The following is a 26,512-nucleotide window of genomic DNA, read 5'->3' on the forward strand; positions in this document are numbered from 1 at the left end:
AATAAGAATTTAACCAAAATTACATTAATAAGCGGTATCGCTCTTATACTTTATCATTTTTTAAAATGGTATTTAGTTTAATTCCTTACCCCATTTATTATGCCATTTCTTTCAATAATAGTTCATGGATTGTTTTTCTTAATATTAATTTTCACAATCATACATCTCATCAAACACAAAAATTGGAAACCATTAATTATTCAACTAATCATAGTAATTACTTGGATATGTATACCATTTAATGAGATTTATATAAATTTAGATTTTATTATCTATAAAGAAGACCGTGAAAAAGTTATAGCACTTATAGAACATAAAGAGTTAACTCCTAATGTTCATTATGATAGTAGACAAATTCATTTACCTAAACAGTTTGCATCCACTTCCAAAAACGGTGGGGATGTAATTATTCAACAAAATAAAAATGGTACTTCTGTTTTCTTTTTTACTTATCGTGGTATATTAGATAATTTTTCAGGATTTATTTACACACCAAATAATACTAGACCAAACAAATACGACTTTAATAATGAATATAAAGAAATCACAGAAATAGAACAAAACTGGTATTATGTCAAATCATATTAAAGAACACAAAAATTTTCTTTTAATTATATTAAAAACATACCGTATTTATAGAAAGGGAATGCTTGTATACTATATACTGATCTGTACTGCATTCCCTAATTAGGCCCGATACGAATTCTTGTCGTATTAGCTCATTCAAGGTGATGCATTTTTTTTACAAGCGATACATCTTTTTTATCATATACGTCGCTTTAACACCACTCAATATAGAGGTTGCTGTTTCAAATGAATCGAACCTTAACATAGGAGTAGCATCACACATCCATCAACTTAAGAATTTTCTCGTTTTGGATTATTTGTTTTTCTCAGCTTGATTGTGACAGGGCATTGCCAACAAAAAGCGATTTTCGTACGCTAAGCGATTTTTTATATAAAAAAGCCGATTTCCTGTAATCTAAAGGATAATCGGCTTTTTACTATTCATTTATTTGTAGTAGTTTAAGAAATTCTAAAGGTATAATCATATTAATTATTATCTATAAAACAATTCGTTTCTCAGTTTCTGAATCAAAGTAATGAACTTTGTCCATGTTTAAACCGAGCTCTATATTTGATTGACTTTGCACATCTAAAGATGTGTCCACACGTGCAACAAAGGATTGTCCATTAATGTTAGAATATAGATATGTTTCTGCCCCCATTAATTCTGCTACATCAATACATACCGTTACTTTTGCGTTATATGGTAAATCCTCGATTTCTTTTCCATAATAAAAGTCTTCTGGACGTATTCCTATTATGATTTCTTTATTCGTATAGCCCTTATTTCGCAAGCCTTTCATCTTCTCTTCTGGCACTTCAATTTTCCACTTATCAATCATAACTGCATTATCTGTTAATACTCCTTTGAAAAAATTCATTCCAGGAGAGCCAATGAATCCGCCGACAAATACATTCTCTGGATTATCATACACTTCTTTCGGTGTACCGACTTGCTGTATAATCCCATCTTTTAGTACAACTAAGCGCGTCGCCATCGTCATAGCTTCAATTTGATCATGCGTGACATATACAGATGTCGTTTGCAGCTGCTTGTGTAATTTTGTAATCTCAGCACGCATTTGAACACGCAACTTCGCATCTAAGTTTGATAAAGGCTCGTCCATTAAAAATACCTTTGCATTTCGAACAATCGCTCGGCCTAAGGCAACACGCTGACGTTGCCCACCTGAAAGTGCTTTTGGCTTTCGGCTTAAATACTGCTCAAGTCCAAGAATTTTTGCTGCATGTTGCACACGCTGGTCAATTTCTTCTTTACTATATTTTCGTAGTTTTAATCCAAACGCCATGTTTTCATACACACTCATATGCGGATAAAGCGCATAGTTTTGAAATACCATTGCAATATCTCTATCTTTCGGTGTAACATCATTTACACGCTTTCCATCAATATAAAAGTCGCCCTCTGAAATCTCCTCAAGTCCTGCAATCATACGTAATGTTGTAGATTTCCCACACCCTGAAGGGCCAACCAAAACGATAAATTCTCCATCATTTACTTCTAGGTTAAAATCTTTTACGATTGTCACATCATGATCATATTTTTTGTAAATGTTTTTGAATGATAGTTGAGCCATAGTATCCTCCTAGAATTCGAGCTATATTTATATGTTATATTTAAAACATTCAGTAAAATATTTATAAAATTTTCGAAATATCCTTCATACTGTCTAAAATATAATCCGCTTTTCCTTCTAAATCTTCCTTCCTGCTCGCACCCGATAAAACGCCCACTACTTTAATGTTACTATTTCTCGCAAATGTAACGTCTGTTAATGTATCACCTACCATAAGCACATCTTCTTCAGTTAGTGAAAATTTCTCTTTAAACATATGATAAAAGTCACTTTCAGGTTTTGTTCTATTCACACCATCATCTGCACCTAAAAAATCTACATAATCATATAACTCAGTCATTTTCAGAGAATGAATAGCTGCATCAACATCGTCTGCCGTAACAACCCCAATAATATATTCATTGTCTTTTAAATATCGTAACGTTTCCTTTGCACCTTCCACTTCTGTAAATACAAGATCATCTGCTGTAGAGTACTTTTTGAATAGAAGACATACATTTTGAATAAAATTCTCTTTATCCACATATTGATTTTCTAATAACGAATACCATGCAGCCGCAATAAAGTAATTTGTGCGACAAGCTAGTAAACTCGTACTCTCAAAATCGTTATCATTCATACCAATAATCGTTAAGTAGTCATCTCGTTTACTTTTTTCATTTGGATACGTTTGAAATATATCATCTAACACACGATGCACAATTTTGTACCAAACTGAATCTAACTGTATTAATGTTCCATCTTTATCAAAAATAATCGCTTTATTCACCTTTTATTCCCCCTATAACTTCATTCCATGTTTTTATATTTTTATTCTGAACTTTATTATGAATAGGATTAATAAATGCTACTAATTCGTCCTCTTCCCATCCCTCAACTCTAGCGTACGCCCCTTCATTTAAAGTGAATGCAAAGGTTACATCGCTTCCGTATTCTTTTTCAATCATTCTTCCATTTATAAGTAATCTCCACTCACACGGTTTATCTGCTTGAACGTTATAAATAATATTTCCTTTAGCCTCATCTCCGACAGCAATCGTTTCACCTTCGTTTTGAATATCTATCGCTAGTTTTCTAAATCGAGAGAAATAAATTCTTCCTTTTTGAATCGCAAATTTCAAGTTTTTAATAGATAAACCGTTACATAATACATATGTTCCTGGATCACCGTAAATGGATGGGTCTTTTGATCCTGGGAATGTTTTAGATGGATGTAAATGAGAATCACTTCCTCCTATTCCCCAAATTTTAAGACCATTTGACCACATTTGATCGAAACAACGTAAAGCTTCTAAAGTAGATGATTTACTTTTTTTATAAGTTGGATCACACATAATTTCCATCGTATGAACATTTTCTAAATTAATATTAATTTGGTTCGCCCAAGGCTTCATAAATGGATGATTCACACTCAATAAATAACCTTTTTCTTTCATGAGTGAAAATAGTGCATTCATTTTTTCAGCACTAAATGATTCATCTACATACTCTGTAAAATCAACAAATTCTCTTATGCCAAATATGTTGTAATGACCATAAGGAGTTGTAAGTTCCATAGATGGTATAATTAATGTGTTTCCTTTTTGATATGATGGCATAACAATATTGTGCTCCGTCGCATATAAAAAATCTAATTCTTGTTTTTCACATACTTCCATTCCAAGTTCATCATCTATCTCGCCATCTGTTAAATCTGTATGTTCATGAAAATCCCCTTTGTACCAGCGATGTTCTTCATTTACTACCTTATTAAAACGGTCTTCATCGATAAAAACATTGCCCTTACAAAAATGCTCTCTATTATACTTTCGCTCCAACTGATCATTCACTTCTATACTTACTGTATAGTCAACTTTTTCCCCAGTAAATTTCACTACTTTCTTTGCACAATGAGGGATATATACGACTTCTAATTCCCAATTACCTGACTGTATGTCTCCTCCAATACAACCAGCAGAACAAAACTTTGGATCTTTCGAAACGACTAGTTTTTCATTTACAATTGGAGTTTGATATTGTATACGTACATAACCGTTAGGATCTCTTAAGATTAGTAAAAGCGGAATTTTTCGGCTATCCCCTTGATCAATTGTTAATGTAAAGTTTGTAATATCAGTTTCATCCATTTGGAAACAGTGTTTATTTTTTACGAATGGAGAGAGTGTTATCGTACTTGTTATTTCGATCATAGTTCTCACACCTTTTCAAGTGAATTTTAGAGGCACTTCCTTCGTTCAAAAGCACCTCACGTTCGTACTACAACAGGTTTATTTCTTCTTTTTCAGAACTTTATCTAATTCTTCTTGCGCAACTTTAGCTGCTTCATCTAATGCTTTCTTTGCTGGAACCCCTTCAATCTCTACTTTATCTTTTGCTACATTTAAAGCGTCATTGATTTTTCCGCCCGTTGGATCTACAAATGGTTCCACTCCATTATTGTTGGCTTGTTCTAACGGAACTAATGCTTGTGGTTGTTTTTTAACAAATTCAGCATATGGACCGTACTCTGTTACATTGTTACGAACAGGAATATAGCCTGTTGCCATTGACCATTCAGCCGTTTTCTCCGTACTTGTCGCAAATTTCATAAAGTCATATGCACCTTTTGCTACTTCTGGATCAATATTTCTCGTTAATGTGAATAAATATGTTTCTAATTTTGGCGCTGGTTTATTATTACCCCAAGCTGGTTGTGGCAATGCGTCAAACGTGTTAAGACGTTCTTCTTCAGTCATTCCTTTACCTAATGATTTGAAAACAAATCCTTGGTCACCAGATGATCCTGTAAACCCTAATGTTCTGCCTTCTACTAAATCAATTACTGTTTTATCCCAATATTCCCATCCAGTACCACCTGAATGTATTTTCATAATTTTATCTTCATGAAGCCATGTGCGGAATTTCTCCCATACCGAAACCCAAGTGTCATCGTTAATTAATACTTTTTTACCATCTTCACTTAATACATTACCGCCAGCACTGCGAACTGCATCAATTAAGTTTGACGTCCCCCACATTGGCATCCAGCCAGCATATGAAACATTTCCGTTTTCACCACGTTTTGCGACTGTTTTTGCTACCTTTTCTACACCTTCCCACGTCTTTAAATCCTCTTTTGTAAAGCCATTTTCCGCTAATGCTTTTTTATTGTAATAAAAGATTTGTGTTGTACCGTAAAACGGAATTCCATATAACTTTCCGTCAATTGTTGCTTGCTCCATAAACCCTTTCCCATAATCTTCTTTTTTGAAATTAGTATCATTTTTAACATATTCATCTATAGGTACGATTAACTGTTTTTTAGCATATTCTTGAATGACATCTGAACCTAGTAATGCAATTGCTTCTTGGTTATTCGCTGCAAATCCACTTTGTAGCTTTTGATATGACTCATCGTAGCTACCCGCTTTTGTCGTTTTCACTACATATTTGTCCTGACTTTTATTGTATTCTTCCACAATCTTATCTACACGATCTGCAAGAGAGCCCCCTACTCCATTAATGAATGGAACAACAACCTTCTCCCCTTCTTTACTCGCTTTAACCGTACTCCCTTTTCCACCTGAACAACCCGCAAGTGCACTAACAAACAATGTTATAACTGTTAGAAGCATGAATAGTTTTTTCATCCCACATATCTCCTTTAATATTTAATTACCCCTTTATTCCTGAATCAGTAACACCAGATAAGAACCATTTTTGTAGAATTAAAAATACGATTAAGAGCGGCACCGTTGCGATTGTACTTGCAACCATAATGTGTGACCAATCTCGTCCTAAAGAACTATTAATGAAATAATCAGCAATTCCATTCGTAATTAACTTTTGCGTATTATCTTTCAATATAAGAGCTGGCCAGACGTAATTATTATAATTACCAATAAATGTGACCAATCCTAGAGTTACAAATGATGATCGTGTCATTGGAAAAATAATCTTCCAAAGAATTCGCCAATCACTCGCTCCATCAATTTTGGCTGCTTCTACTATTTCAAAACCAACTTTGTGGAACGTTTGTTTCAAATAGAAAATGCCGAATACGCTAACAGCCATAGAAATCATGTATCCAAAATGTGAATCAAGCAAACCAAACTTCCCTAACATTACATATACAGGAACATACGAAACAGCTCCAGGAATCATATAGGTTGCCATCACGACACTAAATGTAATATTTTTACCTTTAAACTTGTAAAATGCTAACATGTAAGCAAACAGTGCAGACGAAACAAGCACATATATAGTAATGATGAAAGATGTATAAAAACTATTAAATAAATATGTGTTAAATGGTAGTATGTCTAATACTTGCCGATAATTTTCCCAGTGAAATTCTTTAGGCCAAAAACCTCCTTGTAATACTTCACTAGATGTTTTAAACGAACCAAGTACCATCCATATGAATGGAAAAACAAATAGTATACTTGCTAATGCTAAAAAGAGATGCTTTACGATTAATGGACCTTTTTTCATATTATTCACCTTAATAGTTCACCCACTTATCACCTATTATTTTGTTAATAACAGATAGTAAAATTGTAATGATTAGTATGATAAATGCGATTGCTGTTGCAGATCCCATATCAAACTGTTCAAACCCTTGTTGGAAGAATAAATACAGTAACGTACGCGTTGAACCACTAGGCCCACCTTGTGTTAAAATTTTTATTTGATCGTAAGCCTGCACCGAAGAAATTGTATTAACGACAACTAAGAAGAAAGTTGTTGATGAAACCATCGGCAGTGTTACATATCGGAATTTCTGCCATGAATTTGCCCCATCAATACTAGCTGCTTCATATAAACTATCTGGAACTTTTTCTAATGCACCGATATAGAAGATCATCGTCCAACCAACTAATTTCCAAACCGTCATAATAATGACTGCTAACATCGCTGTTTGACTACTTTGAAGCCAGTCCAAACCTGGTATCCCGAAAAAGTTTAGAACTTTATTAATAACTCCAAATTGAGGTTCATATAAAAGTGACCACACAATGGATACAGCTATTGTTGGCGTTACCCAAGGTGAAAAGATCATTAATTGGTACAATGCAGAACCTTTAAATTTTTTTCGGAAGAATAATGCGAAACCTAAGCCCAATGCAATCGTTGGAATCACTGTTCCAATTCCGAAATAAAACGTATTGAGCAATGCTTGCATAAAAGAATCTTGTGTAAATAAATTAAAATAGTTTTCTAAACCAACAAAGTTAAAATCATTCGTCATAAAATCCCAATCAGTAAAACTAATACCTAAACTAATGAAATTCGGAATAATCCAAAACAATATTAGAGGTATTCCAACTGGTAGTAAAAAGAACACAGCTTTTGATAGTTTTATTTGCATTCTTGCCACCTCCTAATTCATATTGTACGAGTTCATTATTAACACAATGTTGTTTATTTGTTAACTAATTGTAAAAACAACAAATTAACAAAACAAAACAACATATAAACAATAAAAGAAGACTATTTCTCAACTTACTAAGAAATAGTCTTCTTTTAGCTTTTCTATACTGTTATTACTTCAACCCCATTACTTGTTAGCATATTTTGCCACGATTCATCGAGCTTCGCATTCGTATATAACGCATCAATATCACTAAAACTCCCGCTTTTATAAAACTTTGTCAAATTAAACTTCGATTCATCAGCCATCATTACAACTTGTTTTGCATTATTCTTTAACTGCTTATATATTTGTGCATCTTCAATATACGAACATGTCAGTTCTTTTTCTAATGAAATACCATCACAAGAAGCAAATAATTTATTAACAGTGAAATGATCCAGATAGTTTAATGTCATTTCTCCAGACAATGCTAAGGAATTCGTATTCAATATTCCCCCTATGACTATTAACCTACAATCAAAGGAATCATACTGGTCTTTCAGCTCAATAATTTTATTTACAGCTGGTATCGAGTTTGTTAAAATTGTCAAATTCTTTTTATCGTATATATAATCTAAAATTTGCATTGTGGTTGTCCCAATTTCAATTGCGATAATATCATTATCTTCTACGATTTTACTTGCTTCCATTGCAATTTTTCGTTTTTCTTCAATATTCTCAGATCGACGTTTATCAAAATGGAATTCTAGTGTTTGATCTTTCTTCTTAATTGCACCACCATGTATTTTCGTAAGCTGCCCTTCCTTGTGCAACATATCTAAATCTCTTCGTATCGTTTCTGTTGTAACATTTAGTACCTTCGCTAAATCATTCACCATAACTCGGTTGTACTTTTCTAACTCATCTAGTATGTGTTTTCTTCGTTCAAATTGCGTGTACGATTTCATTTCATTAACACCTCTTCAAATTACGAAAAATATTGATTTTCTAAAAACTCTTATTATACGTTACTTTTAACATAACATCATTTACAGAAAGAAGGAACGATTATCTGTACTATATTTCGTCAAAGGAACAATGGTATATATCACCATATTCACCATACTTTTTTATTACAAGAAGTCTATTTGTTTGGCACCCTTTTTTATAAAGAGCAGTACTTTTTATTTTCATCTAAAATTCAAATTTACTTAACAATAAAAACACGATTATAATAAATAAAAATTTATTGTTAAACGATAAATTTCATGTTAGATTAAATAGATAATTAATAAATGAGGTGCTTTATATGAAACAAAGATCAACACTCTTTTTAAAGACAGCTATTATTCTGATTGGAATCCCTGTTCTTGCTTTGTGTATATTTTTAGTTCCTAACATAGGGAATTATGCAGCGGAATTGTATCCCGATATTGCATATATAAAATATCTTATTTTAATCAATCTGTATGCAACGGTGGTACCTTTTTATTTCGCTCTGTATCAAGCTTTTAAACTTGTAAGCTTCATCGACAAGGGTAACGCTTTCTCGAAATTATCTGTTAGAGCTTTAAAAAAGATAAAAAACTGCGCAGTAACAATCAGTATTTTATATGTGGTAGGTATGCCACTCTTCTATCTTGTGGCGGAAAGAGATGATGCACCTGGTATTATTATACTTGGCATGCTCCTAATCTTTGCTTCAATGGTTATCGCAGTCTTTGCTGCCGTTCTCCAAAGACTTTTAAAAGATGCGATAGATATAAAATCAGAAAATGATTTAACGGTCTGAGGTGAATAACATGGCAATAATAATTAATATTGATGTAATGCTAGCGAAAAGAAAAATGAGCGTAACTGAACTTTCAGAGAAGGTTGGAATTACAATGGCTAACCTTTCTATATTAAAAAATGGAAAAGCAAAAGCAATTAGAATTTCAACTTTAGATGCTATTTGTAAAGCATTAGAATGCCAACCTGGGGATATTTTAGAATATCAACCTGAAGATACCGAATAAAAAGAGTCCTTCTTATATGAAGGACTCTTTTTATTGCTCATTACGGCGCAAAATTTATTTGGCCAGTAAACAATAAGATAATCGCGATAATCCAAAAAATAAAGAACGATGAGGAAAGTATTAATGAGATAATTGCAATTGCCTTCTTCTCTGTTTTTTTCGTCATTGTGATTATTGAAATTATGATACCTACGCCTGTCAGAGCAATCGTAATATAATCTCCGACTATATTACCCGCATTCGCTATTCTCGTCGGAGTTATAAAAACGAATAAAAAACACATAATTCCGATGAGTAAAGATACATAGCTTATTATGCTGTACTTCTTTTTGGAAAATATTTCTGTTTTCATAATTCCCCCCTTCTATATGGCTATGAACTCATTTTAGCAAAAATAACCATAATTTGGTTAAAATAAAAAAACAGATAAAGTGGACACTCCCACTTTATCTGTTTTTTATTTAATATATAAACCTGCTATTTCTTCTTTATCATTATAAGTTACGATAAAGGTACGTTGTTCTTTACTATATTTTGCTACAAGAACAACTGTATATAAACCATCTTTTTCTTCAATCGACTTTTTTTCAATCTTTTCGAATGTACCAGCTTTTGCAATTACAGGAGTAAGATCTTTCATTTTCTCCTCTGATAATGCAGTTTTCATCTTGCTATCAAATTTTTCATGCACTTCTTTATACTTAGATTCATTTAGTAACGTTACAATTTCTTCCGCTTTCGGAATAAACTTTTTTGAAGTACTTTCATCTACTTTATTACCAGTACATGCTGCAAGTGCGAACGCCGCAATAGCACTTATAATAATGAGTAACATTCTTTTCATTTTAATACACCCTTTCTTTTTAAGATGAAACTATAACTAAATACAAGTAACGCACAAATTGCTATTGTAACTTCTACAGTAAATATAGCCCTATTTGCTGGTACGTATAGCGGTATGATGCCTGCTAGTGCATTTACAGTCCCATGGATGAAAATTGCATATACAACATAACGAAATTTCTTTTGGACAACTGCTTGCAATACAATGAATGACAGACCGACATGGATTAACATCGCAAAGATACGTTCCACTCCACCGATAAAATAACTATCCGTATTTCCGCTAACTGTTTGCGATAATAATAGAGATACTACTGGAATACCGACTATCAACACAGCTTCAATACCACCGTGCCCTACTCCGAATAAAAATCCTGACTGCCAATCTCGTTGTTTCATAAAATAGCGCATTGCAATAAAACGAGCTATCTCTTCAAAAATACCAGCTGAAAAACTAAGCATAATCGCAAATAATATAGGCTGCATGACACTAAACATTGAAAAAGCTGTGCTATTTCCATTTAAATAATTCAGTATTGGTATACGGATTAAAATTTGTGATACAACAAATGCCAATACGCCTAGCATATACGGGATATAGCGTTTCTTCCAAAAAGCATATAAAAGTGCAACAAGTGGTAACCCTATACTTATAAACGCTGTAAAAATAAGACCATTCATCTCGTTTCACCTCTTACTTGAAGTGTATAAAAACGATTGAAGAAAGTATGTAGTTATTTCTTATTCGGTTTGATTTCCATCATAAATGGTTATCTGTTTTTTTAGTATGAAAGTTTGCGTGAAATGAGGACTCATATAAGTCGTTTCTAGCGTTGCATTATTCGTTTTATTTATAATACGTTTTAATGAGAATAACCCATATCCTCTGCCCTCTTCTTTCCTCGAATAGTTCTTCTCATAAATTTTTTGTAAATCAATCTCTTTATACTTGGAGCTATTACGAACAACAAAATATTGCTCTGCATCCATTTCAAAAAAGGCAATTTGCAGTACCTTTTCCTCACTATGTACCGCTTCTTCAGTTGCATTATCTAATAAGACTGAAATGATACGAATAAAAGGAACTATAGGCATCGAAACCTTCGCTATTTTTTCCGGAATATCAAGCATTACTTTTATTTGTTGTTGCTGGGCAGTACCCACTTTTGCTCTTAATACACTTTTCACTTCAGGTATATGTATACGAGATAATTTCGCAATATCGAGTTCATGATCATTGATTAATTTTAAAGTAGGAGTAATAACCTCATAATAAACTTGCTCGATTTCATTCACATTTTTTGTACGTATTCCCGCTTCTAACGCAAGTAACACATTAATATAATCGTGGCGGAAACTGGCCAATTCATCATGCATCGATTCTAATTTCTCAACATAATCGAGTAATTCTTTATCTAACCTTGTTTCATGTTCTTCTACCAACTTCGCTTTCGCCAAATGCGAACTCAGTAATACAATAAGTAGTAATACTAAGAACAATATAATTGCTGAAATAAAACTCAATTCACCATATTGCTGATTTAACTTTGCTAAAAAATCAGTGGATGGACTCGTTAAAATTAATTCAATAATAAACCCGATAATTAACAAAATATAAGTAACATAATATAGTGGACTTCCTACTATGTACTGAGCGATACCTTGAATTCGTTTACGAGCTAATACAATACCTATAAAAGTTATGAGCGACACGATAAGATGAATTATACTCGCTGTCCATAAATAGAAATCAAATGGTGTTAACATAAATAGTTTCATACCCACTTCGAGAAATAGCATTTTCACAAGCGTAATAATAACCATGCTAACAAGCGCAAAATATAAATTCCGCATAAAGTTCAATTCATTTTGCATCATTCCTAAACTTATTAGAAATAACACAATTGTACTATTAAGCTCTGGATATCTCGTTACTGTTACGACAATTACAAGTAAAATAATAAATACAACACTTAAAGACGCTAACATTCTATATGACAATCTATTGTACCGGATTAATTGAATGTATAAGAAGGTATGACTCATACTAGTGAGCAACAGTGCAAACACATCATAAATATACATTACATCTCACCCTTTAACATTGTACGTACTTTACTAACTAAACGCCGCGATACTGGAATTCGTTTCCCACTTTTTAATATCATCATCTTCTGCGTTGTATCATAAGAAGACATTTGTGTAATATTCACGACATATGATTGATGACAACGAAATAACCGTTCATCTACTATTTCAATCTCTTTTAATGTTCCATAAAAATAAACGATACGATCTAACGTCACTAAAGCTAAACGATGTGGATCATCGGTCATAATATATTCGACTGCATGAAATGGCAGTCGCACAGTAGCTTTACTATTTTCAACAATAAAATCATCCTTAGGAATAGTAGTCTTATTGCGTGCCTCATATTGAAGCAAACATTGCTCAAATACTTGATATCGTTCTTCATAAGGCAAACCTTTATCAATAAATGTTAAAGCTGATACCATGTATTGATACGAGATCGGTGCAAATTCTGAATGCGTCGTTACAAACACAATAATCCCTTGCGTATCATATTTACGAATTTCTTGCGCTACTTGCAACCCTTTACGTTCTTCTCTTTTTATCTCAATATCTAAAAAATAAATTGGTACATAAGTCGCCCGTGGAATGTTTTTAATAATGTTTTCACTTTTACTAGTTACTTCGATAAAATCGTACGGCAACATATATTTCTCACAAATCTCTTCAACTAACCGCTTCATTTGCTGCGCTTGTATGACATCATCTTCTAAAATGAAAATACTCATATTATCACTCTCTTTGTAAAAATCTTTCACTTACTTGAAAAAGCTCAAAAGCTCAACCTTTCATCTGTAAATTTATCTATGACTATATAATTCAAATTGTTATAGCAATCTCCTTCTATATAATTGAAAGAATTAAACCGCTATATTTCTTTATAAAACATAGAAAATAACCTCTACTTCTCGAAAAAAGGTAGAGGGTTATTCAAACTATTTATAAAGAAAGCTCCCTATCTCTATCAATAACTACCTAAAAAAATTCGTTTTATCCACCTTCTATTTTGTAATTACTAAATCCGCTCTCTCCCTTGGCAATTCCGCTTCCAAATAATGCTCCTCAGCTTTCCAATACCTACTTTGAAATTTGGAAAGGTTCTTCTGCGTTTCTGGACTTTCACGTAGAAACCTTGTCTCTCTTGAACAATCCAAATACACCATATAATGAAAGAAATCTCTCCATTCTTTTCGCTGCAGAAAAACACCTTCAACAATTATTACACCTACTAAAGGAAGCTGTATTTCTTTCATTTCACATATGTCTGTTTCATCATGATAGAAAGGCAATTGTATTTGTATATCGCTTTGTAACTTCCCAAAAAAGTTTCGCTGCAACCACTCTATATCCCATTGAAGGTTGTAGTACTCATACCATTCTGCAAATCCAGTACTATATCGCTTGTTACGCTCGGTAATGTGATCGTCAATATGAAAAATATGAAACGGGATTCCACTTTGCTTCATATCTGCTTCCAACTCTTTAACCAAAGTTGTTTTACCCGAACGACTTAGACCATCTATACCTAATATAAATCGCTCATCTTTATGCTCCTTAATAACTTTCATTATTTCACTTGTGCTCATTACTTTTGCCAATCTTCTTTTAATAATGAATAAACGACCGTGTCATGAGCAACATCATTTTGAATCATATATTTTCGAAGTAATCCTTCTTCTTGAAATCCGGCTTTTTTTAATAAATTACGGGAAGCTTCATTTTCTATATATACGACAGCTGCAATTCTTATAAAGTGCAACGTTTCAAATCCGTAAGCTAGCATTGCTTGCAGTGCTTCGGTTGCGTATCCTTGTCCCCAATATGTATCATCTAGCTCATAACCAATTTCAGCTCGTTTATGATGATTGTTAATTAAATGAAATCCACACGTACCAATTAATTGATCTGTGCCTTTCTTCTCTATTCCCCAGCGAAATACACTTCCCTCTTCATTACGCTTTCTAAACGTTTGAATAGTCGTTTTCGCTTGCTCAACATTTTCGAAAGAGTCCATTCCAAAATAACGAATAACGGATTCTTTTGAAAAATAATGGAACATCGCTTCTGCATCTAATAGTGTAAGTTCTCTTAATAGTAAACGTTCTGTTTCTAATTTTGGAAACCCCATCCTCTTTTTCTCCTTCTATTCTAATGAACTACAAATTTCAATATAATTACCGTCTGGATCAGCAATGTAAGCAATTGTTTGTCCCCACGGTTTTACGATTGGCTCAACTAGAACTTTAACCCCTTGTTCTTTTAATTTCTCAATCGTTTCCTTAACATCATCTACAACAAACCCTAACTCAAAATGGGAAGATTGTAGTACACCTTCTGTAAGAGGTAGTCCCGTTAACTTCTTAACATCCTCTCGTGTATTCATCGCTAAAATTGTTGCCCCTGTTTCAAATTCGATATATGTACCGTGTTCAGCTTTTATAGGTAACTGTAAAATATCTTTATAGAACCTTAAACATTCCTCAAACTTTTCTACATATAAAATAATGTATTTCATTTTTAAGTTCATAACTATTCCCCCTTTACCTTCACCTCTAAAAATTCGACAAATGTTTTTAAAAACCTTGTACCTTATAGAGACGAGCGCAAAAAAATGAGGCCGATTTCTCGGCCCCCAGCTTATTGGCATAAAACAGGAGATTTGGTTTGGACATAACCAGTTCTTACATTCATTATATTTTATTTTTTCTGAATTTTAAATACATTAAACACCTATTTATATTGAGAAAGTTTTTTTACTTGCATAAAATCATAGCGCTTAAGAAATGCTACAAATGGAGGTGTATACATATGGAACCAATGCTATGTCCAAGTTGTAAAACGAACCGAACTCGCTTTAATATTCTTGAGCAACAAGTAAAACCAGTAAAATTAAATCCACAAACTGGTCAAGTAGAAGAAGAATACACAAATGAAACGATGAACGCTTTTCATATGGCTTATCAAGGACCTACTTACCGAGTCCAATGCGCTGTATGTGGACTCGTTGAAAACCCTGAACAATTTATTAAACCTGCTCAAAATCAGTCTTTCTCTTAAACATTTTCCCTACCCCCTATCAGTTTTCTATAGGGGGGTTTTTCCGTTTTACGTAAGTAAGGTGGACAATTGCTGTTTAATCAAAGGTTCCTAATTCATCTACATGTCTACTATTCATACACCGTCATATATTTTTCAATTTCACACGATTATAGTGGACCCAATAGAGTTAAAGAACAGCTAAGCCTTGCGACCCAAAGTAAGGAAAATTGGATGAAGCAACAACCTGCAACCTTACTAGACTACCATCACTTTGAATATTAAATGCTGACACTGTCCCCTGATTTCCGTTAAGGGTGTAAAAATTTCGTCCATCTTTACTCACTCCAACATCCATCGGAAGACCTGGTGCTGTCCCCGGCGGTGTACTAGTAATATGCCTTACTACTGACAGTACTCCATTGGGGGCGATCTGATAGGTGGATATGGTGCCACTTAAAGTGTTCGTAGTATAGGCAAAACGTTCATCCTTCGTTGTTATAACCCAACAAGCAGTTTTATATCCGTTTTGTACAGAGCCGCTGATTACATGAAGAGTACCGTCATTTCTCAATGAATAAGATGACAACGCATTTGAAACTGCTTCTGTAACTAAGAGAATTCCGGACGATAGAAAGTAAGCACCCAATGGGCCTTTACCGTAAGAATCATTAACAATTGGTCCTGTAACCGTACCATCTGTATTTATATGGAAGACACTGAGATGGTTTGATGTAAGCTCGGAGACAACGATTTTACTACCATCCGGGGTGAAGAGAACTTGTGCAGGCTGAGCATTAAAGGTACTGAGAGCATGAGTGGATCCTGGAATATGTGTAAGGTTTCCCTTATCATCTATGTGAAATCCAGTAATATTTGATGCAAAATTGTTTGCAGCATTACCTACATTGGAGACGTAGAGAAGATTATCATACACACCAATGCTATTGGGCTGAGCACCTCCTGATGGCTTTACATCCACGAAAATCGGCACCCCGTTATCTGCTATGATAAAACTACTGATACTATGACTGCCTGCGTTAACTGCAAATAGGAAACGACCATCACGGGACAATGTCAGAGAACCTTGTGATGCTAGAGGATCTATACCATCGTTTGCCGTTTCTGTAGAAACTTCCTTTATACCAGTACCTCTTCCATAAGTTCGGTAAGAACCTAAAAAGGTGAGCATTCCATTCGTATCCATATGAAAAGCAACAATGTGATTCATTACTTCATTATTAGTCATCATGTATACCATACTCGCACGAGCACGAAAATAATTGTTCATTCTCTGCATTTTATGACTTTCCCCCCTTCATAATTTTATATGGTTCTTTTTCCATTTAAATTCCCATGCAAATGGAAATTGATTTAGGAACAAATGCTACTCACCTTGTAATTTCTTTAAGTGAAAACCTTATTCACTTCCTTATTATATTTGAAACTCCACACCCTTCTGGTAATATTTACATAAAAGAGGTGAAACAAATGATTTTAAATAAAAAGTTAATGATTCCATCTACATTTCTACTATTAACTTGTCACATAGTCATTTTTACTTTTGGATCTTCGATTGGAAGAAGATCTCGACTCCTTACGGTCTAGCTATATGGATTATTTCTACTGTTTGCAGCTTTTTACTTTATTACCACTTTAAACATCAAAAATCTAATAAAATAGTATTAATCAGTAGTTCATTATTATTAATCGTTTCTTCATCATTTATGATTTTTTTAGGTATTATTACTAGTATTATCTTTGTAACTGTTAGTTCTATGCCTTAAATATATAGTCTTTTATTATGTAAAAAAGAGTGAACAAAATAGAATCACATAAAAATTAAAGAAGATGATTCCGGTAAATCATCTTCTTTTAAAATCCAATCTTTATTATAATATTTCGCTTTTCAATTTCTTAATTTTCCATAAGAGCCTCATAAAGAAATAAGCATACATACAACCTACAAGCCCTGTCATAACTTTTGCCCAAATTGGCACTCTTGATTCTGTTGAATTTAAAAATACGCTATACATTGAGGGTAATATAGTTATTGAAATCAATGCGAAAAATTGTAATAACTCCTTCATTTTTTGCACCTTCGTGTCCTTCTCTGAATATATGTCAGGTAACTCAATTCCCTCCTCTACTTCCTTACAAAAATAATTCCATCTTGTAAAACTTGTGACACGTTTCCAACCAGACATTTCATATATTTCAAAGTACTCTTGTTGTTTTTCTTTTGAATCCCTGTAAACCAATCTAAAATCCGCTTTATATATTACATCTTTTGGTTCTGTTTTCTTAAACGTATACATCAAATTATACCTTTGTAACGCCCAGCCTTTTTGATGCATTTTCCGTAAAAAAGCTTCTTCTTTCTCTAAACTCCATGCCATGAAAAATTTGAATACCTTTTTTGTCTTCATCTTTCATTCACTCCCCTAATATACTATTTCCATTTCTTACAGATCGCTGTAATCTATTGTACTCCAGTTCCAGTACTTCTCTCCCAAACGGTGTTAGCTCATAGCACTTCTTTCTGTCTGTTGAGGCAACTTCAACAATTAACTTTTCTTTTAATAACTTCGTCGTATTCCCATATAAAGTACCAGGACCTAGCTTTACTTCCCCATTTGTCATCTCTTCTACCATTTGCATAATTCCATAACCATGCATTGGCTTAACTAGTGACAATAATATGTAATACGTCGCCTCAGTTAATGGAATGTATTTTTGCGCTTTCGCATTCATTATAACTACCTCCGATACATCGCTTCATGATATATCGACTAACGATACATCGTATACCGATATTATATAATCACATTCCAAAATATGCAAATAGAATTTAAAATTAAATATCCATTTCTTCGGATTAAAAAATCATACCAATTTTCTGAATAATTTGTTAAAATATAGAAATACTAACTCTTTTATTATGGAAGGAATGTTACATATGATAAATAAATTAAAAGAAAATATAGGGTCTGTTTTTGTCGGTAAGGAAAATGTAATTGATTTACTCCTCGTTTCATTACTTGCTGATGGACATGTACTGCTTGAAGACGTTCCTGGCACCGGGAAAACATTACTAGCAAAAACAATTTCTAAAAGCATTGGTGGTAATTTTTCTCGCGTTCAATTTACCCCTGATGTACTTCCGAGTGATGTAACAGGTATTGAATACTTCAATCCAAAAACGAGTGAATTCGAGTTAAGACTTGGACCAGTCATGACAAATATACTACTTGCAGATGAAATTAACCGCGCGATGCCGAGAACACAATCTAGTTTGTTAGAAGCGATGGAAGAACGACAAGTAACGCTTGAAAAACAGTCTACTCCTCTTCCAAAACCGTTTTTTGTTATTGCGACGCAAAATCCGATTGAATCACAAGGAACTTTCCCTCTTCCAGATGCACAGCTTGATCGCTTTTTAATGACGATTTCAATTGGTTATCCGTCTCCTGAAGATGAGCTAAAAATGATGCGTCGTTTTCGTAACAATGCACCTTTAGAAAGCGTCACATCTGTCATCTCTTTAGAAGAAATTTTAGAAGCACAGAAACGAGTAAAAGCCATTTTCGTATCCGAACCGTTAGAACATTACATAATTAAACTTGCTCACGCTACAAGAAATCATGATTACATTGCCAATGGTGTAAGCCCACGCGCTACATTAGCTTTAGTACGTGCTGTTCAAGCATTAGCCTTTTTACGCGGCAGAGAATATTGTACACCTGAAGATATACAATTTTTAGTTCCTTCTGTTTGGAATCACCGTATCGTCTTATCAATGGAAGGTGCATTACGTACGACAAAAAACGAATTAATGCAAAGGATTTTAAAAGAAGTTGACGTACCCGTGGAGATTGAGCAAGCATGAATGGACAGCGCGTTGTAACTGTACCTTTATTTTTTCAAATCCACATTATTCAATTAACTGTGCCCATCGCTTTACTATTTACGTTTTTTCTACCGCAACGAATTATTATGTTTCTCTTTTTCTTCTACTATTTATTTGCGATTTTCATTTATAAATATGTCGCTTACATAGAGAAAAGATTTCAAGTTATAAATGAAAAACAAACAACTCGGCTTTTCCCTGATGAATCCGGACAGTTTTTTATTCATTTAAAAAATGGGGCAAATATACCACTCGTTAACGGTGTTTGTTACTTTCATTTAAATTCGTCCCTTATACCGCATAAAGATCAAGGGATTGAACAAATATCAAAAACGTTATTTTCTTTCCCATTTTCACAACCTGCTCATTCAGCACAAAAATGGGATTTAACATTAACCGCAACGAAGCGTGGTGTCTTTCAAATTGAACAATTTGAATGTGTTTTAAAAGACCCTTTTCATTTATTAACTGTCCATTTACCTGTTTTCGATAAATTAAAGACTGAAATTATTGTATACCCTACTCCTAAAGAAGTAGCCGGTTTACAAGAACTTCAGCAACTATTAACAGGTTCGTATCGAACGAATTTCTCTTTTTACAATGATGAAACATCCATTATCGGTGTTAAACGATATGAACGTGAATCTTTCCGCTCTATTCATTGGAAAGCATCTGCTAAAATGCAGGCGTTACAAGCGAAGCAATATGAACCTGTAAAAAATTATAGTTGGACGATTTGTCTTTCTTTAGCTGCTGATCGTGGGTTTGGTTGGAAAGAGAATGTAGAAGACCTTATTTCATTTACCACATACATTTGCCAATACGCAACGAAGCATCAAATTCCGTTTGAGTTATTTATTAGTATATTAGCAGAAGGTGGCCCTTTGCATTTACCATTAAACGAAGGACAAGCGCATTACGGGAAGGCACTAGAGGAATTGGCACGTATTTCAGATGATAGTACGCTTCTTCCGAAACAAGGATTTCTTCACTATGTAACGAGAAAAAGAGAACGCTCGTCTACGATGATTTACATCGGTATACAGAAGAATGAGCTCCCTCTTCTAACGCAACCTACATTTCTCATAAATAATGAAGGGATGGTGGAAGCAGTTGAAAACTTGGCTCTATCACGTTAATGACTTTATTCTGCTGCTCCTCCTTTCGTTATTAACGGAAAGAAACGAAATAGTTGGTATTGCTATATTTTTAGCGACCGGTTATGTAGGAGTACTTCTTATTCATAAATTAATGAAGAAAAAAACAACAGGATTTGTAATACTGTTAGTTGCTCAAATAGTCGGTTGTTCTTTCATTCTACCTTTTTCTCTTTTTGGCACAATTATGTTACCACTTTTCTTCTTTATCGTACACGCGGTCGGACCTGGATATCCGGTTCAAAAATCGTTAGGCGGTATTGTATGGTTTGTCGTTACAGCTATATTTTATGCGCCGTTTCCTCCAGTATGGAAATTGTTACTATTAGTTTTACACATCATGATTACATTTTGGTTAACAGGTTCAAATCGTAATCAACAGCTATTACGTTTTTCTTCTATTATTGCTATTGGAACAATTAGTGCTTTACTTATTCCGGTATTCCCTTATATTCGTCTTATTTTTTCTTATATCGTTCAAGTAGTTGCGTTAGGATTCGGATACGCTATCAATCCGTTATTTTCGGCAGCTGCATTAAAAGAAACAGATGATTTTTGGTCGAATAAAGGGAATCTAAAAGATCCTACAATTAAGGAGGAATTGGGGCAACGTACTTTTGATCCAACTCTCATAAATAGCGTTACAATAATAGTCTGTACAGCCATCGCTATTTACGTCGTTTGGAAAATAGTAAAAAAACGAAAATATTTAAGCTTAGCAAACATGCCAGTCTTCGAATCTACAATCATTACTGATAAAGAAGGAATTAGCCAAAAACGCATGAAGCGAAATAAACCACCACATAACGAAATTCGAAAAGAAATTTTCAAACTCGAGAGTAAGCTATCCTCTCCTTTAAATCGTGAACGAGGAGAAACTGTTGAAGCTTGGTTGGAAAGAATAAATCGTGAAGAAGAGGTAAATATTCAGAGTCATATTATTATAGATGCTTATAATGCAGTACGTTATTCAAACAGTGAAAATGCTGTGCTTTTGCATGAATTTAAGGAAGAGGTTCATAAGCTTTATACTTATCAGAAGAGTTTGAAGAAGAAGAGAAAATAATGTATACAAAAAGACTCCTATTAAACTAGGAGTCTTTTTGTATAAAAGTCCACGTTGCTTTTCAAAATTTATGCTTTTTTCCCTGCTTCAATTTCTAAAGATTCTTCATGCCACCAAAGTGTTTCTTCAGGATCCTCTTTAGCGATTTGATGTGCTTCTTTCTTCGATTCTACGGTAGGATAAGATCCTTTTAATGCACGTCCTGATGTTGTAACAAACAGTACACTAAATACAACTAATCCAATTACACTTACACCTGTTAAATAAAATGCTGGTGCCAGTGGATTACCAGTCGCATGAACTAAGTATGAACATACAAGCGGCGTTGTACCACCGAATATGGATACAGAAATATTAAAGGAGATAGAAAGTGCACGATAACGTACATCGGTGAAAAAGAGTGCTGGTAATAACGAAGGCAATGTTCCTTCATAAACACTAAGGAAGAAACCTAAGACGAAAATACCCGCAAACATGGCTACAATATGTCCGTTACCAATTAATAAAAATGCTGGAATTGAACATAATGCTAAACCAAGTAAACCAATTTGTACTACGCGTTTATTACCTACTTTATCACTTAATTTACCGAAATAAAGTGCCAGTGGAATCATAAGTGCCATCGTAATTGAAATAATTAATAAGCCCGTTGTTTCTTTGACTTTTAGTACTTGTGTTAAATAAGAAGGAATATACGAAAGGATCATATAGTTTGTAATGTTAAAGAAGGCAACAATTACTGTGCTTAATAAGAAGTCTTTTTTGTGATATTTTAATATATCCATAAATGAAAATTGTTCGTTGTCTTCAGATTCCTCTTGTGCTTTTTCCATCTCTTGAAAGATTGGAGATTCATCTAAATGACGTCGTAAATATAAACCGACCAAACCAATTGGTGCAGCAATTAAGAAAGGAATACGCCATCCCCAGCTGAGCATTTGCTCATCTGTTAATAATAACGTTAAAATGGTAACAATTACCGAGGCAGCAATGTAACCTGAGAGTGTTCCAATTTCAAGACCACTACCGAGTATACCACGCTTTTTATCTGGAGAAGATTCTGCGATATAAACCATTGCTCCTGAATATTCGCCGCCTGTAGAGAAGCCTTGAATCATTCGAGCAACTAAAAGTAGTATTGGTGCCCATACACCAATTTGTTCATAGGTTGGTAGTAATGCGATGAATAATGTAGAAAGTGCCATTAAAATAATAGTTGTACTTAAAACAATCTTTCGGCCATACTTGTCTCCTATTCTACCAAAGAAAATACCTCCAATTGGTCGAACGAGAAAGGCCGCCGCAAATGTACCAAATGTAAGTACAAGTTGCAAACCACTATCATTCACACCCGAGAAGAATAATTGACTTAAAATAACCGCTAAATAAGCATATAATCCGAAGTCAAACCACTCCATTGCATTCCCAATGCCAGTAGCAACAACTGCTTTCCTAGCTTGTTTAGGATTGACAATATTAACGTCTTGAGGTTCAAAATTTAAATCATTATTTTGTTGCATATAGTCAAACAGCCCCTTATTTAATTTAACTTCTTTCAGCACACCTTCTCTTACTAGAATAAATTCAATACGAAGCACTTAAGGAAAAGCAACGTCTCCTTATCTGTTATTATTGTTTCACATAATTAAGTATTTGTCCAATTAGATTCTTTCTAGGTTAAGTAATTAAGTATTTTAAAAAGCTGAAAAAGCGCTGTATGAGTGCCTTTGTCAGCTTCTTATTTTAATATATAAATTTATTTTTTGTCCCTATTTTCTTCCTGTACGAATTATAAATAAGGTACTTTTTATATTTGTATTTTCATCAAAATTCTTAAACACTTGCTATAGCTGCCACACTATGAATAGCGAATATAAATTCATTAATAAATGCATCAATTTCCTCTTTCGTAATTATATACGGTGGAAGTAAACGGATGATATTCCCTTGTGTAACATCGACTAACATCCCTTTCTCCATTAATTCTAGCTGTAATTTCTTTACGTTTTCATTTGTATCATTCATACTAATTCCAAACATCATCCCAGCATGACGTACTTCCTGAATATAATAAGAATTTTTTTTCTGAATTTCTTGCAGTTTATCATTTAAATATAGTGACGTTTCATAAGCTTCTTGCATTAAACCATCATCAATTAATGTTGTTAATACCGTTAAACCTAAAGCTGTTCCCATTGATGAATGAGCAAATGTTGTTCCGTGATCTCCTGGTGAAAATACATCACATAACTTTTCACCTACAATGATTCCTCCAAGCGGTATCCCGCCCCCTGCCCCTTTACCAATTTGAATAATATCTGGTGTAATATTAAAATTTTGATAAGCAAATAGTTTTCCAGTTCTACCCATACCACTTTGTACTTCATCGACTATGAGGAGTACATTATACTTTTCACACAGGAGCTGAATCCCTTCTAAATATTCACTTGATAAAGGATAGATCCCACCACTTCCTAAAACAGGCTCTAGCATAATTGCAATGGGATGTTCATTAACAATTGTATCTTCTAATTCCTTTATATTTTCACGCTCCACTTCATATACAGGAATAGATGTTTTAGGGAAGTTTTGATATATACTTTCTTGTCTTGTAAAGTGAAGAGCTCCTAATGTTCGTCCGTGGAAACTACCTTTCAGTACAACGACTCCATCACGTTCTTCATTCGTAATAGATCTATATTTATCTATTAATTTTAACGTTGTTTCTGTCGCTTCTGTACCAGAGTTTGTAAAAAAGACTTTTCCATTTTTTAAAGAGTAATCAACTAATTTCTTTGCATACTCAATCGCAACTGGGTTTAAAAAATGAAATGGCAGATGCAACGACTTCGTAACTTGCTCCATTGTCGTTTGTACAATTTTAGGATGATTGTATCCTAATACGTTTACCCCTACACCAGAAAACATATCTAAATACTCTTTACCCTCCACATCATACAGTTTACAACCTTCCCCTCTTTCTATTGCAACCTCCGTGCGACAATACGTAGGCATCATATATTCTTTATCTAATTGAAACCAATCCGACATGTTCAATTCCTCCTATTTATTTTTACTATTTTTTAATGTTCATTATCTATAAAGTTATTTATCAATTAATTTTTAAGATTGAAATTTTAATAGTGGGTTTTCCACCTTTTTACCAAAACGTGTTATTTCTCTTTCCGATATTCATTTTTCCATAATTTCTTCTATTTCAACAGGTCCACTGTATGTGCCTTTTTTTCATCTAGCGGTATGTTACTAATTTGAACTTCGTATGTAATACATAATCAAGGCTAAAGAATCATATTTAGTAACAATCAACGAAAAAATTTTGGAGGCTATGTCGATGAATGAAAAACATGATAAACAGAGGCAATCTTTATTAGGAGAAGACTTAAATAGCAATCGAGAACTTAATGAACCAGCTAAACTTCACTCTCAAACAGTTGGTTCACGTGGACCTATTTTAAAGCAAGATAATGTACTGCACGAGGCGTTACAAGAATTTATTCATGAAAAAATTTTAGAAAGACCTGTTCATGTAAAAGGTTACGGTGCATTCGGTTATTTCCAAACAATATATCCGATGTCAGAACATACTAAACTAAGTTTTTTACAAAATTCTAATGCGAAAGTTCCTGTTATGGTACGATTTTCATTAGCTGTTAGTACGAAAGGAACACCTGATACTTCTAGAAATGTACGCGGTTTTGCTACAAAATTTTATACAAATGATGGCGTTTTTGACCTTTTATGTAATCACATTCCTGTCTTTTCTGTTCGTGATCCGATGCGTTTCCCTGAAACTATTAACGCGTTATTGCCTTCACCTAAAAATAACTTACTAGATCCTAATAGATTTTGGAGTTTTGTCGCTAGAGCACCCGAATCCATTCATTTTGTTGTCCGTTTATACTCTGATGCTGGTACGGCAAAAAGTCTTCGCCACATCCCAGGACATAGTGTAAATACATATGTTTGGAGAAATGCTCAAGGTTATCGAAAGTATGTAAAGTATCATTGGTATCCATTTGAAGGTGTACAATCCATTACTAGTGAGGAAGCAAATAAACTAGCTGCCAAAAATCCTGATTATAGCGGGAAAGATTTATACGATGCAATTGAGGCTGGTAAACCAGTGGAATATGGTTTATATGTCCAGCTCATGGATCCAAAAGATGAAGCACATCTTTCTTATGATCCTTTAGATGATACAAAAGTATGGGACGAAAAGGCGTATCCGCTTATACCAGTCGGTAAAATGGTATTAAATAAAAATCCTGAAAATTATATGGAACAAGTCGAAAAAGTGTCCTTCTCTCCTTCTAATTTACTGGATGGAGCAGAACTATCTGATGATAAAATGCTACAGGGCCGTGCTAATATTTATAGCGATTCTCAAAGACGAAGAATTGGACCAGAATTTCGTAAATTAGCGATTAACCAGCAGCAAGATTGGACACCTGCTAATCAAATTACAAGCGGTGACGGAAGATATGTCGAAGGGAAACTTGAAAGAGCTTCTATAACTAAGCAAGATGATTTTGGGCAGGCTGGTGAATTTTATGCGAAGTTATCACACATTGAAAAAGAACATCTTGCTGAAAATTTAGCTAATGATTTGAAAGTTATATCCAATGATATTAAGAAGATAGTTTTGGGGTATTTCGATCAAGTATCAACTGATTTGAAAACAAGCATTGAGACAAAAATGAAAGAGCATTAAGAAGATTAAAACATGCTTTACGAATGAGAATTCAAATCTATATTAATTATTTTCTTGTCAAAATCCAATGAGGTTATTTAATTTAAAAATATAAAGCCAATATACCCCTGTTCTATAATTAGAACAGGGGTATATTGAAGTAGTTTAATGTTTAACATT

27 protein-coding genes and 2 pseudogenes are annotated in these 26,512 nt (G+C 33.7%); 9 read left to right on the forward strand and 20 right to left on the reverse strand.

The window, feature by feature from the left end; all coding sequences use genetic code 11:
* Nucleotides 1-588 (forward strand): annotated as a pseudogene (locus JTF23_RS19945) (hypothetical protein); the annotation flags it as partial.
* Between the two features lie 476 nt (nt 589-1,064).
* Here the strand turns inward: JTF23_RS19945 and JTF23_RS19950 are convergent.
* From JTF23_RS19950 to JTF23_RS19980, 7 genes are all read right to left on the reverse strand, one after another.
* Complete coding sequence (locus JTF23_RS19950) at nt 1,065-2,165, reverse strand: ABC transporter ATP-binding protein (RefSeq protein ID WP_070128538.1); 1,101 nt, start codon at nt 2,163-2,165, stop codon at nt 1,065-1,067.
* A gap of 61 nt (nt 2,166-2,226) precedes the next feature.
* Entirely contained in the window at nt 2,227-2,934 is a 708-nt protein-coding gene (locus JTF23_RS19955; RefSeq protein ID WP_078182212.1) for an HAD family hydrolase, read from the reverse strand.
* Nucleotides 2,927-4,354 (reverse strand): CehA/McbA family metallohydrolase, encoded by a 1,428-nt coding sequence (locus JTF23_RS19960; RefSeq protein ID WP_204209460.1) that lies wholly within the window; start codon nt 4,352-4,354, stop codon nt 2,927-2,929. The genes JTF23_RS19955 and JTF23_RS19960 overlap by 8 nt, the downstream gene beginning before the upstream one ends.
* 78 nt (nt 4,355-4,432) lie before the next feature.
* Nucleotides 4,433-5,794 carry an extracellular solute-binding protein gene (locus tag JTF23_RS19965; protein WP_204209461.1) on the reverse strand — a complete coding sequence of 454 codons (1,362 nt, stop codon included), beginning with the start codon at nt 5,792-5,794 and terminating at the stop codon, nt 4,433-4,435.
* Nucleotides 5,795-5,819: 25 nt separating this feature from the next.
* Nucleotides 5,820-6,638: a carbohydrate ABC transporter permease gene (locus tag JTF23_RS19970; RefSeq protein WP_098988850.1), complete on the reverse strand. Its 819-nt coding sequence runs from the start codon at nt 6,636-6,638 to the stop codon at nt 5,820-5,822.
* A gap of 10 nt (nt 6,639-6,648) precedes the next feature.
* Nucleotides 6,649-7,515 carry a carbohydrate ABC transporter permease gene (locus JTF23_RS19975; RefSeq protein WP_078182215.1) on the reverse strand — a complete coding sequence of 289 codons (867 nt, stop codon included), beginning with the start codon at nt 7,513-7,515 and terminating at the stop codon, nt 6,649-6,651.
* 164 nt (nt 7,516-7,679) lie between these two features.
* Complete coding sequence (locus JTF23_RS19980) at nt 7,680-8,468, reverse strand: DeoR/GlpR family DNA-binding transcription regulator (RefSeq protein WP_078182216.1); 789 nt, start codon at nt 8,466-8,468, stop codon at nt 7,680-7,682.
* A 341-nt stretch (nt 8,469-8,809) separates the two neighbouring features.
* On the opposite strand from JTF23_RS19980, the gene JTF23_RS19985 reads away from it, so the two are divergent.
* Nucleotides 8,810-9,292, forward strand: a complete 483-nt coding sequence (locus JTF23_RS19985) for a DUF2975 domain-containing protein (RefSeq protein ID WP_002110518.1) — start codon at nt 8,810-8,812, stop codon at nt 9,290-9,292.
* 10 nt (nt 9,293-9,302) lie between these two features.
* On the forward strand, nt 9,303-9,518 hold the full coding sequence (locus JTF23_RS19990; RefSeq protein WP_000974613.1) for a helix-turn-helix domain-containing protein: 216 nt from the start codon (nt 9,303-9,305) through the stop codon (nt 9,516-9,518).
* Nucleotides 9,519-9,558: 40 nt separating this feature from the next.
* On the opposite strand, the gene JTF23_RS19995 is transcribed toward JTF23_RS19990, so the two are convergent.
* The 8 genes from JTF23_RS19995 to JTF23_RS20030 all read right to left on the reverse strand — a co-directional run bounded on the left by JTF23_RS19995 (nt 9,559) and on the right by JTF23_RS20030 (nt 14,979).
* Entirely contained in the window at nt 9,559-9,870 is a 312-nt protein-coding gene (locus tag JTF23_RS19995; RefSeq protein ID WP_002200094.1) for a hypothetical protein, read from the reverse strand.
* Between the two features lie 105 nt (nt 9,871-9,975).
* On the reverse strand, nt 9,976-10,362 hold the full coding sequence (locus JTF23_RS20000) for a DUF3887 domain-containing protein (protein ID WP_002200093.1): 387 nt from the start codon (nt 10,360-10,362) through the stop codon (nt 9,976-9,978).
* The gene (locus JTF23_RS20005) at nt 10,359-11,042 is read right to left on the reverse strand and encodes a YhfC family glutamic-type intramembrane protease (protein WP_002200092.1); all 684 of its coding nucleotides are present in this window, start codon (nt 11,040-11,042) and stop codon (nt 10,359-10,361) included. Before JTF23_RS20005 ends, JTF23_RS20000 begins: the two co-directional genes overlap by 4 nt.
* Nucleotides 11,043-11,102: 60 nt before the next feature.
* Nucleotides 11,103-12,446 carry a GHKL domain-containing protein gene (locus tag JTF23_RS20010; protein ID WP_204209462.1) on the reverse strand — a complete coding sequence of 448 codons (1,344 nt, stop codon included), beginning with the start codon at nt 12,444-12,446 and terminating at the stop codon, nt 11,103-11,105.
* Nucleotides 12,446-13,180 carry a response regulator transcription factor gene (locus JTF23_RS20015; RefSeq protein WP_098988845.1) on the reverse strand — a complete coding sequence of 245 codons (735 nt, stop codon included), beginning with the start codon at nt 13,178-13,180 and terminating at the stop codon, nt 12,446-12,448. Before JTF23_RS20015 ends, JTF23_RS20010 begins: the two co-directional genes overlap by 1 nt.
* A gap of 273 nt (nt 13,181-13,453) precedes the next feature.
* Entirely contained in the window at nt 13,454-14,038 is a 585-nt protein-coding gene (locus JTF23_RS20020) for a kinase (protein WP_078174265.1), read from the reverse strand.
* Nucleotides 14,038-14,580, reverse strand: a complete 543-nt coding sequence (locus JTF23_RS20025; RefSeq protein WP_078174264.1) for a GNAT family N-acetyltransferase — start codon at nt 14,578-14,580, stop codon at nt 14,038-14,040. Before JTF23_RS20025 ends, JTF23_RS20020 begins: the two co-directional genes overlap by 1 nt.
* Before the next feature lie 15 nt (nt 14,581-14,595).
* Entirely contained in the window at nt 14,596-14,979 is a 384-nt protein-coding gene (locus JTF23_RS20030) for a VOC family protein (RefSeq protein ID WP_204209463.1), read from the reverse strand.
* Nucleotides 14,980-15,260: 281 nt separating this feature from the next.
* Between JTF23_RS20030 and JTF23_RS20035 the strand changes: the two genes are divergently transcribed.
* Nucleotides 15,261-15,509, forward strand: a complete 249-nt coding sequence (locus tag JTF23_RS20035) for a hypothetical protein (RefSeq protein WP_000433610.1) — start codon at nt 15,261-15,263, stop codon at nt 15,507-15,509.
* 169 nt (nt 15,510-15,678) lie between these two features.
* On the opposite strand, the gene JTF23_RS20040 is transcribed toward JTF23_RS20035, so the two are convergent.
* On the reverse strand, nt 15,679-16,788 hold the full coding sequence (locus JTF23_RS20040; protein ID WP_204209464.1) for a lactonase family protein: 1,110 nt from the start codon (nt 16,786-16,788) through the stop codon (nt 15,679-15,681).
* A 191-nt stretch (nt 16,789-16,979) separates the two neighbouring features.
* Between JTF23_RS20040 and JTF23_RS27940 the strand changes: the two are divergent.
* Nucleotides 16,980-17,275: pseudogene (locus JTF23_RS27940) on the forward strand (hypothetical protein).
* Nucleotides 17,276-17,380: 105 nt separating this feature from the next.
* Here the strand turns inward: JTF23_RS27940 and JTF23_RS20045 are convergent.
* Nucleotides 17,381-17,917 carry a DUF2812 domain-containing protein gene (locus tag JTF23_RS20045; protein WP_016105215.1) on the reverse strand — a complete coding sequence of 179 codons (537 nt, stop codon included), beginning with the start codon at nt 17,915-17,917 and terminating at the stop codon, nt 17,381-17,383.
* A 7-nt stretch (nt 17,918-17,924) separates the two neighbouring features.
* Nucleotides 17,925-18,242: a PadR family transcriptional regulator gene (locus JTF23_RS20050; RefSeq protein WP_000991891.1), complete on the reverse strand. Its 318-nt coding sequence runs from the start codon at nt 18,240-18,242 to the stop codon at nt 17,925-17,927.
* 205 nt (nt 18,243-18,447) lie between these two features.
* Between JTF23_RS20050 and JTF23_RS20055 the strand changes: the two genes are divergently transcribed.
* Genes JTF23_RS20055 through JTF23_RS20065 form a run of 3 tightly spaced genes read left to right on the forward strand, consistent with a single transcriptional unit; the run spans nt 18,448 to nt 21,621 of the window.
* A complete protein-coding gene (locus tag JTF23_RS20055) occupies nt 18,448-19,377 on the forward strand; it encodes an AAA family ATPase (RefSeq protein WP_204209465.1) in 930 nt (309 codons plus the stop codon).
* Nucleotides 19,374-20,537 carry a DUF58 domain-containing protein gene (locus tag JTF23_RS20060; RefSeq protein ID WP_204209466.1) on the forward strand — a complete coding sequence of 388 codons (1,164 nt, stop codon included), beginning with the start codon at nt 19,374-19,376 and terminating at the stop codon, nt 20,535-20,537. Before JTF23_RS20055 ends, JTF23_RS20060 begins: the two co-directional genes overlap by 4 nt.
* Entirely contained in the window at nt 20,512-21,621 is a 1,110-nt protein-coding gene (locus tag JTF23_RS20065; protein ID WP_204209467.1) for a DUF4018 domain-containing protein, read from the forward strand. The genes JTF23_RS20060 and JTF23_RS20065 overlap by 26 nt, the downstream gene beginning before the upstream one ends.
* A gap of 68 nt (nt 21,622-21,689) precedes the next feature.
* Here JTF23_RS20065 and JTF23_RS20070 read toward each other — a convergent pair whose 3' ends face one another.
* Together JTF23_RS20070 and JTF23_RS20075 are read right to left on the reverse strand one after the other, a co-directional pair.
* Nucleotides 21,690-23,141 carry an MFS transporter gene (locus tag JTF23_RS20070; RefSeq protein WP_033718123.1) on the reverse strand — a complete coding sequence of 484 codons (1,452 nt, stop codon included), beginning with the start codon at nt 23,139-23,141 and terminating at the stop codon, nt 21,690-21,692.
* A gap of 313 nt (nt 23,142-23,454) precedes the next feature.
* Nucleotides 23,455-24,672 carry an aspartate aminotransferase family protein gene (locus JTF23_RS20075; RefSeq protein ID WP_204209468.1) on the reverse strand — a complete coding sequence of 406 codons (1,218 nt, stop codon included), beginning with the start codon at nt 24,670-24,672 and terminating at the stop codon, nt 23,455-23,457.
* A gap of 301 nt (nt 24,673-24,973) precedes the next feature.
* Between JTF23_RS20075 and JTF23_RS20080 the strand changes: the two genes are divergently transcribed.
* The gene (locus JTF23_RS20080; protein WP_204209469.1) at nt 24,974-26,353 is read left to right on the forward strand and encodes a catalase; all 1,380 of its coding nucleotides are present in this window, start codon (nt 24,974-24,976) and stop codon (nt 26,351-26,353) included.
* The last annotated feature ends 159 nt before the right edge of the window (nt 26,354-26,512 follow it).

Origin of the sequence: Bacillus sp. RIT 809 (assembly GCF_016892495.1) — a bacterium.
Taxonomy (GTDB): Bacteria; Bacillota; Bacilli; order Bacillales; family Bacillaceae_G; genus Bacillus_A; species Bacillus_A cereus_U.

What these genes read in the sequence shown, in the direction of transcription:
- JTF23_RS19950 (WP_070128538.1), bottom strand. Translation starts at nt 2,165, where the DNA reads ATGGCTCAACTATCATTCAAAAACATTTACAAAAAATATGATCATGAT.
- JTF23_RS19960 (WP_204209460.1), bottom strand. Translation starts at nt 4,354, where the DNA reads ATGATCGAAATAACAAGTACGATAACACTCTCTCCATTCGTAAAAAAT.
- JTF23_RS19965 (WP_204209461.1), bottom strand. Translation starts at nt 5,794, where the DNA reads ATGAAAAAACTATTCATGCTTCTAACAGTTATAACATTGTTTGTTAGT.
- JTF23_RS19970 (WP_098988850.1), bottom strand. Translation starts at nt 6,638, where the DNA reads ATGAAAAAAGGTCCATTAATCGTAAAGCATCTCTTTTTAGCATTAGCA.
- JTF23_RS19975 (WP_078182215.1), bottom strand. Translation starts at nt 7,515, where the DNA reads ATGCAAATAAAACTATCAAAAGCTGTGTTCTTTTTACTACCAGTTGGA.
- JTF23_RS19980 (WP_078182216.1), bottom strand. Translation starts at nt 8,468, where the DNA reads ATGAAATCGTACACGCAATTTGAACGAAGAAAACACATACTAGATGAG.
- JTF23_RS19985 (WP_002110518.1), top strand. Translation starts at nt 8,810, where the DNA reads ATGAAACAAAGATCAACACTCTTTTTAAAGACAGCTATTATTCTGATT.
- JTF23_RS19990 (WP_000974613.1), top strand. Translation starts at nt 9,303, where the DNA reads ATGGCAATAATAATTAATATTGATGTAATGCTAGCGAAAAGAAAAATG.
- JTF23_RS19995 (WP_002200094.1), bottom strand. Translation starts at nt 9,870, where the DNA reads ATGAAAACAGAAATATTTTCCAAAAAGAAGTACAGCATAATAAGCTAT.
- JTF23_RS20000 (WP_002200093.1), bottom strand. Translation starts at nt 10,362, where the DNA reads ATGAAAAGAATGTTACTCATTATTATAAGTGCTATTGCGGCGTTCGCA.
- JTF23_RS20005 (WP_002200092.1), bottom strand. Translation starts at nt 11,042, where the DNA reads ATGAATGGTCTTATTTTTACAGCGTTTATAAGTATAGGGTTACCACTT.
- JTF23_RS20010 (WP_204209462.1), bottom strand. Translation starts at nt 12,446, where the DNA reads ATGTATATTTATGATGTGTTTGCACTGTTGCTCACTAGTATGAGTCAT.
- JTF23_RS20015 (WP_098988845.1), bottom strand. Translation starts at nt 13,180, where the DNA reads ATGAGTATTTTCATTTTAGAAGATGATGTCATACAAGCGCAGCAAATG.
- JTF23_RS20020 (WP_078174265.1), bottom strand. Translation starts at nt 14,038, where the DNA reads ATGAGCACAAGTGAAATAATGAAAGTTATTAAGGAGCATAAAGATGAG.
- JTF23_RS20025 (WP_078174264.1), bottom strand. Translation starts at nt 14,580, where the DNA reads ATGGGGTTTCCAAAATTAGAAACAGAACGTTTACTATTAAGAGAACTT.
- JTF23_RS20030 (WP_204209463.1), bottom strand. Translation starts at nt 14,979, where the DNA reads ATGAACTTAAAAATGAAATACATTATTTTATATGTAGAAAAGTTTGAG.
- JTF23_RS20035 (WP_000433610.1), top strand. Translation starts at nt 15,261, where the DNA reads ATGGAACCAATGCTATGTCCAAGTTGTAAAACGAACCGAACTCGCTTT.
- JTF23_RS20040 (WP_204209464.1), bottom strand. Translation starts at nt 16,788, where the DNA reads ATGCAGAGAATGAACAATTATTTTCGTGCTCGTGCGAGTATGGTATAC.
- JTF23_RS20045 (WP_016105215.1), bottom strand. Translation starts at nt 17,917, where the DNA reads ATGAAGACAAAAAAGGTATTCAAATTTTTCATGGCATGGAGTTTAGAG.
- JTF23_RS20050 (WP_000991891.1), bottom strand. Translation starts at nt 18,242, where the DNA reads ATGAATGCGAAAGCGCAAAAATACATTCCATTAACTGAGGCGACGTAT.
- JTF23_RS20055 (WP_204209465.1), top strand. Translation starts at nt 18,448, where the DNA reads ATGATAAATAAATTAAAAGAAAATATAGGGTCTGTTTTTGTCGGTAAG.
- JTF23_RS20060 (WP_204209466.1), top strand. Translation starts at nt 19,374, where the DNA reads ATGAATGGACAGCGCGTTGTAACTGTACCTTTATTTTTTCAAATCCAC.
- JTF23_RS20070 (WP_033718123.1), bottom strand. Translation starts at nt 23,141, where the DNA reads ATGCAACAAAATAATGATTTAAATTTTGAACCTCAAGACGTTAATATT.
- JTF23_RS20075 (WP_204209468.1), bottom strand. Translation starts at nt 24,672, where the DNA reads ATGTCGGATTGGTTTCAATTAGATAAAGAATATATGATGCCTACGTAT.
- JTF23_RS20080 (WP_204209469.1), top strand. Translation starts at nt 24,974, where the DNA reads ATGAATGAAAAACATGATAAACAGAGGCAATCTTTATTAGGAGAAGAC.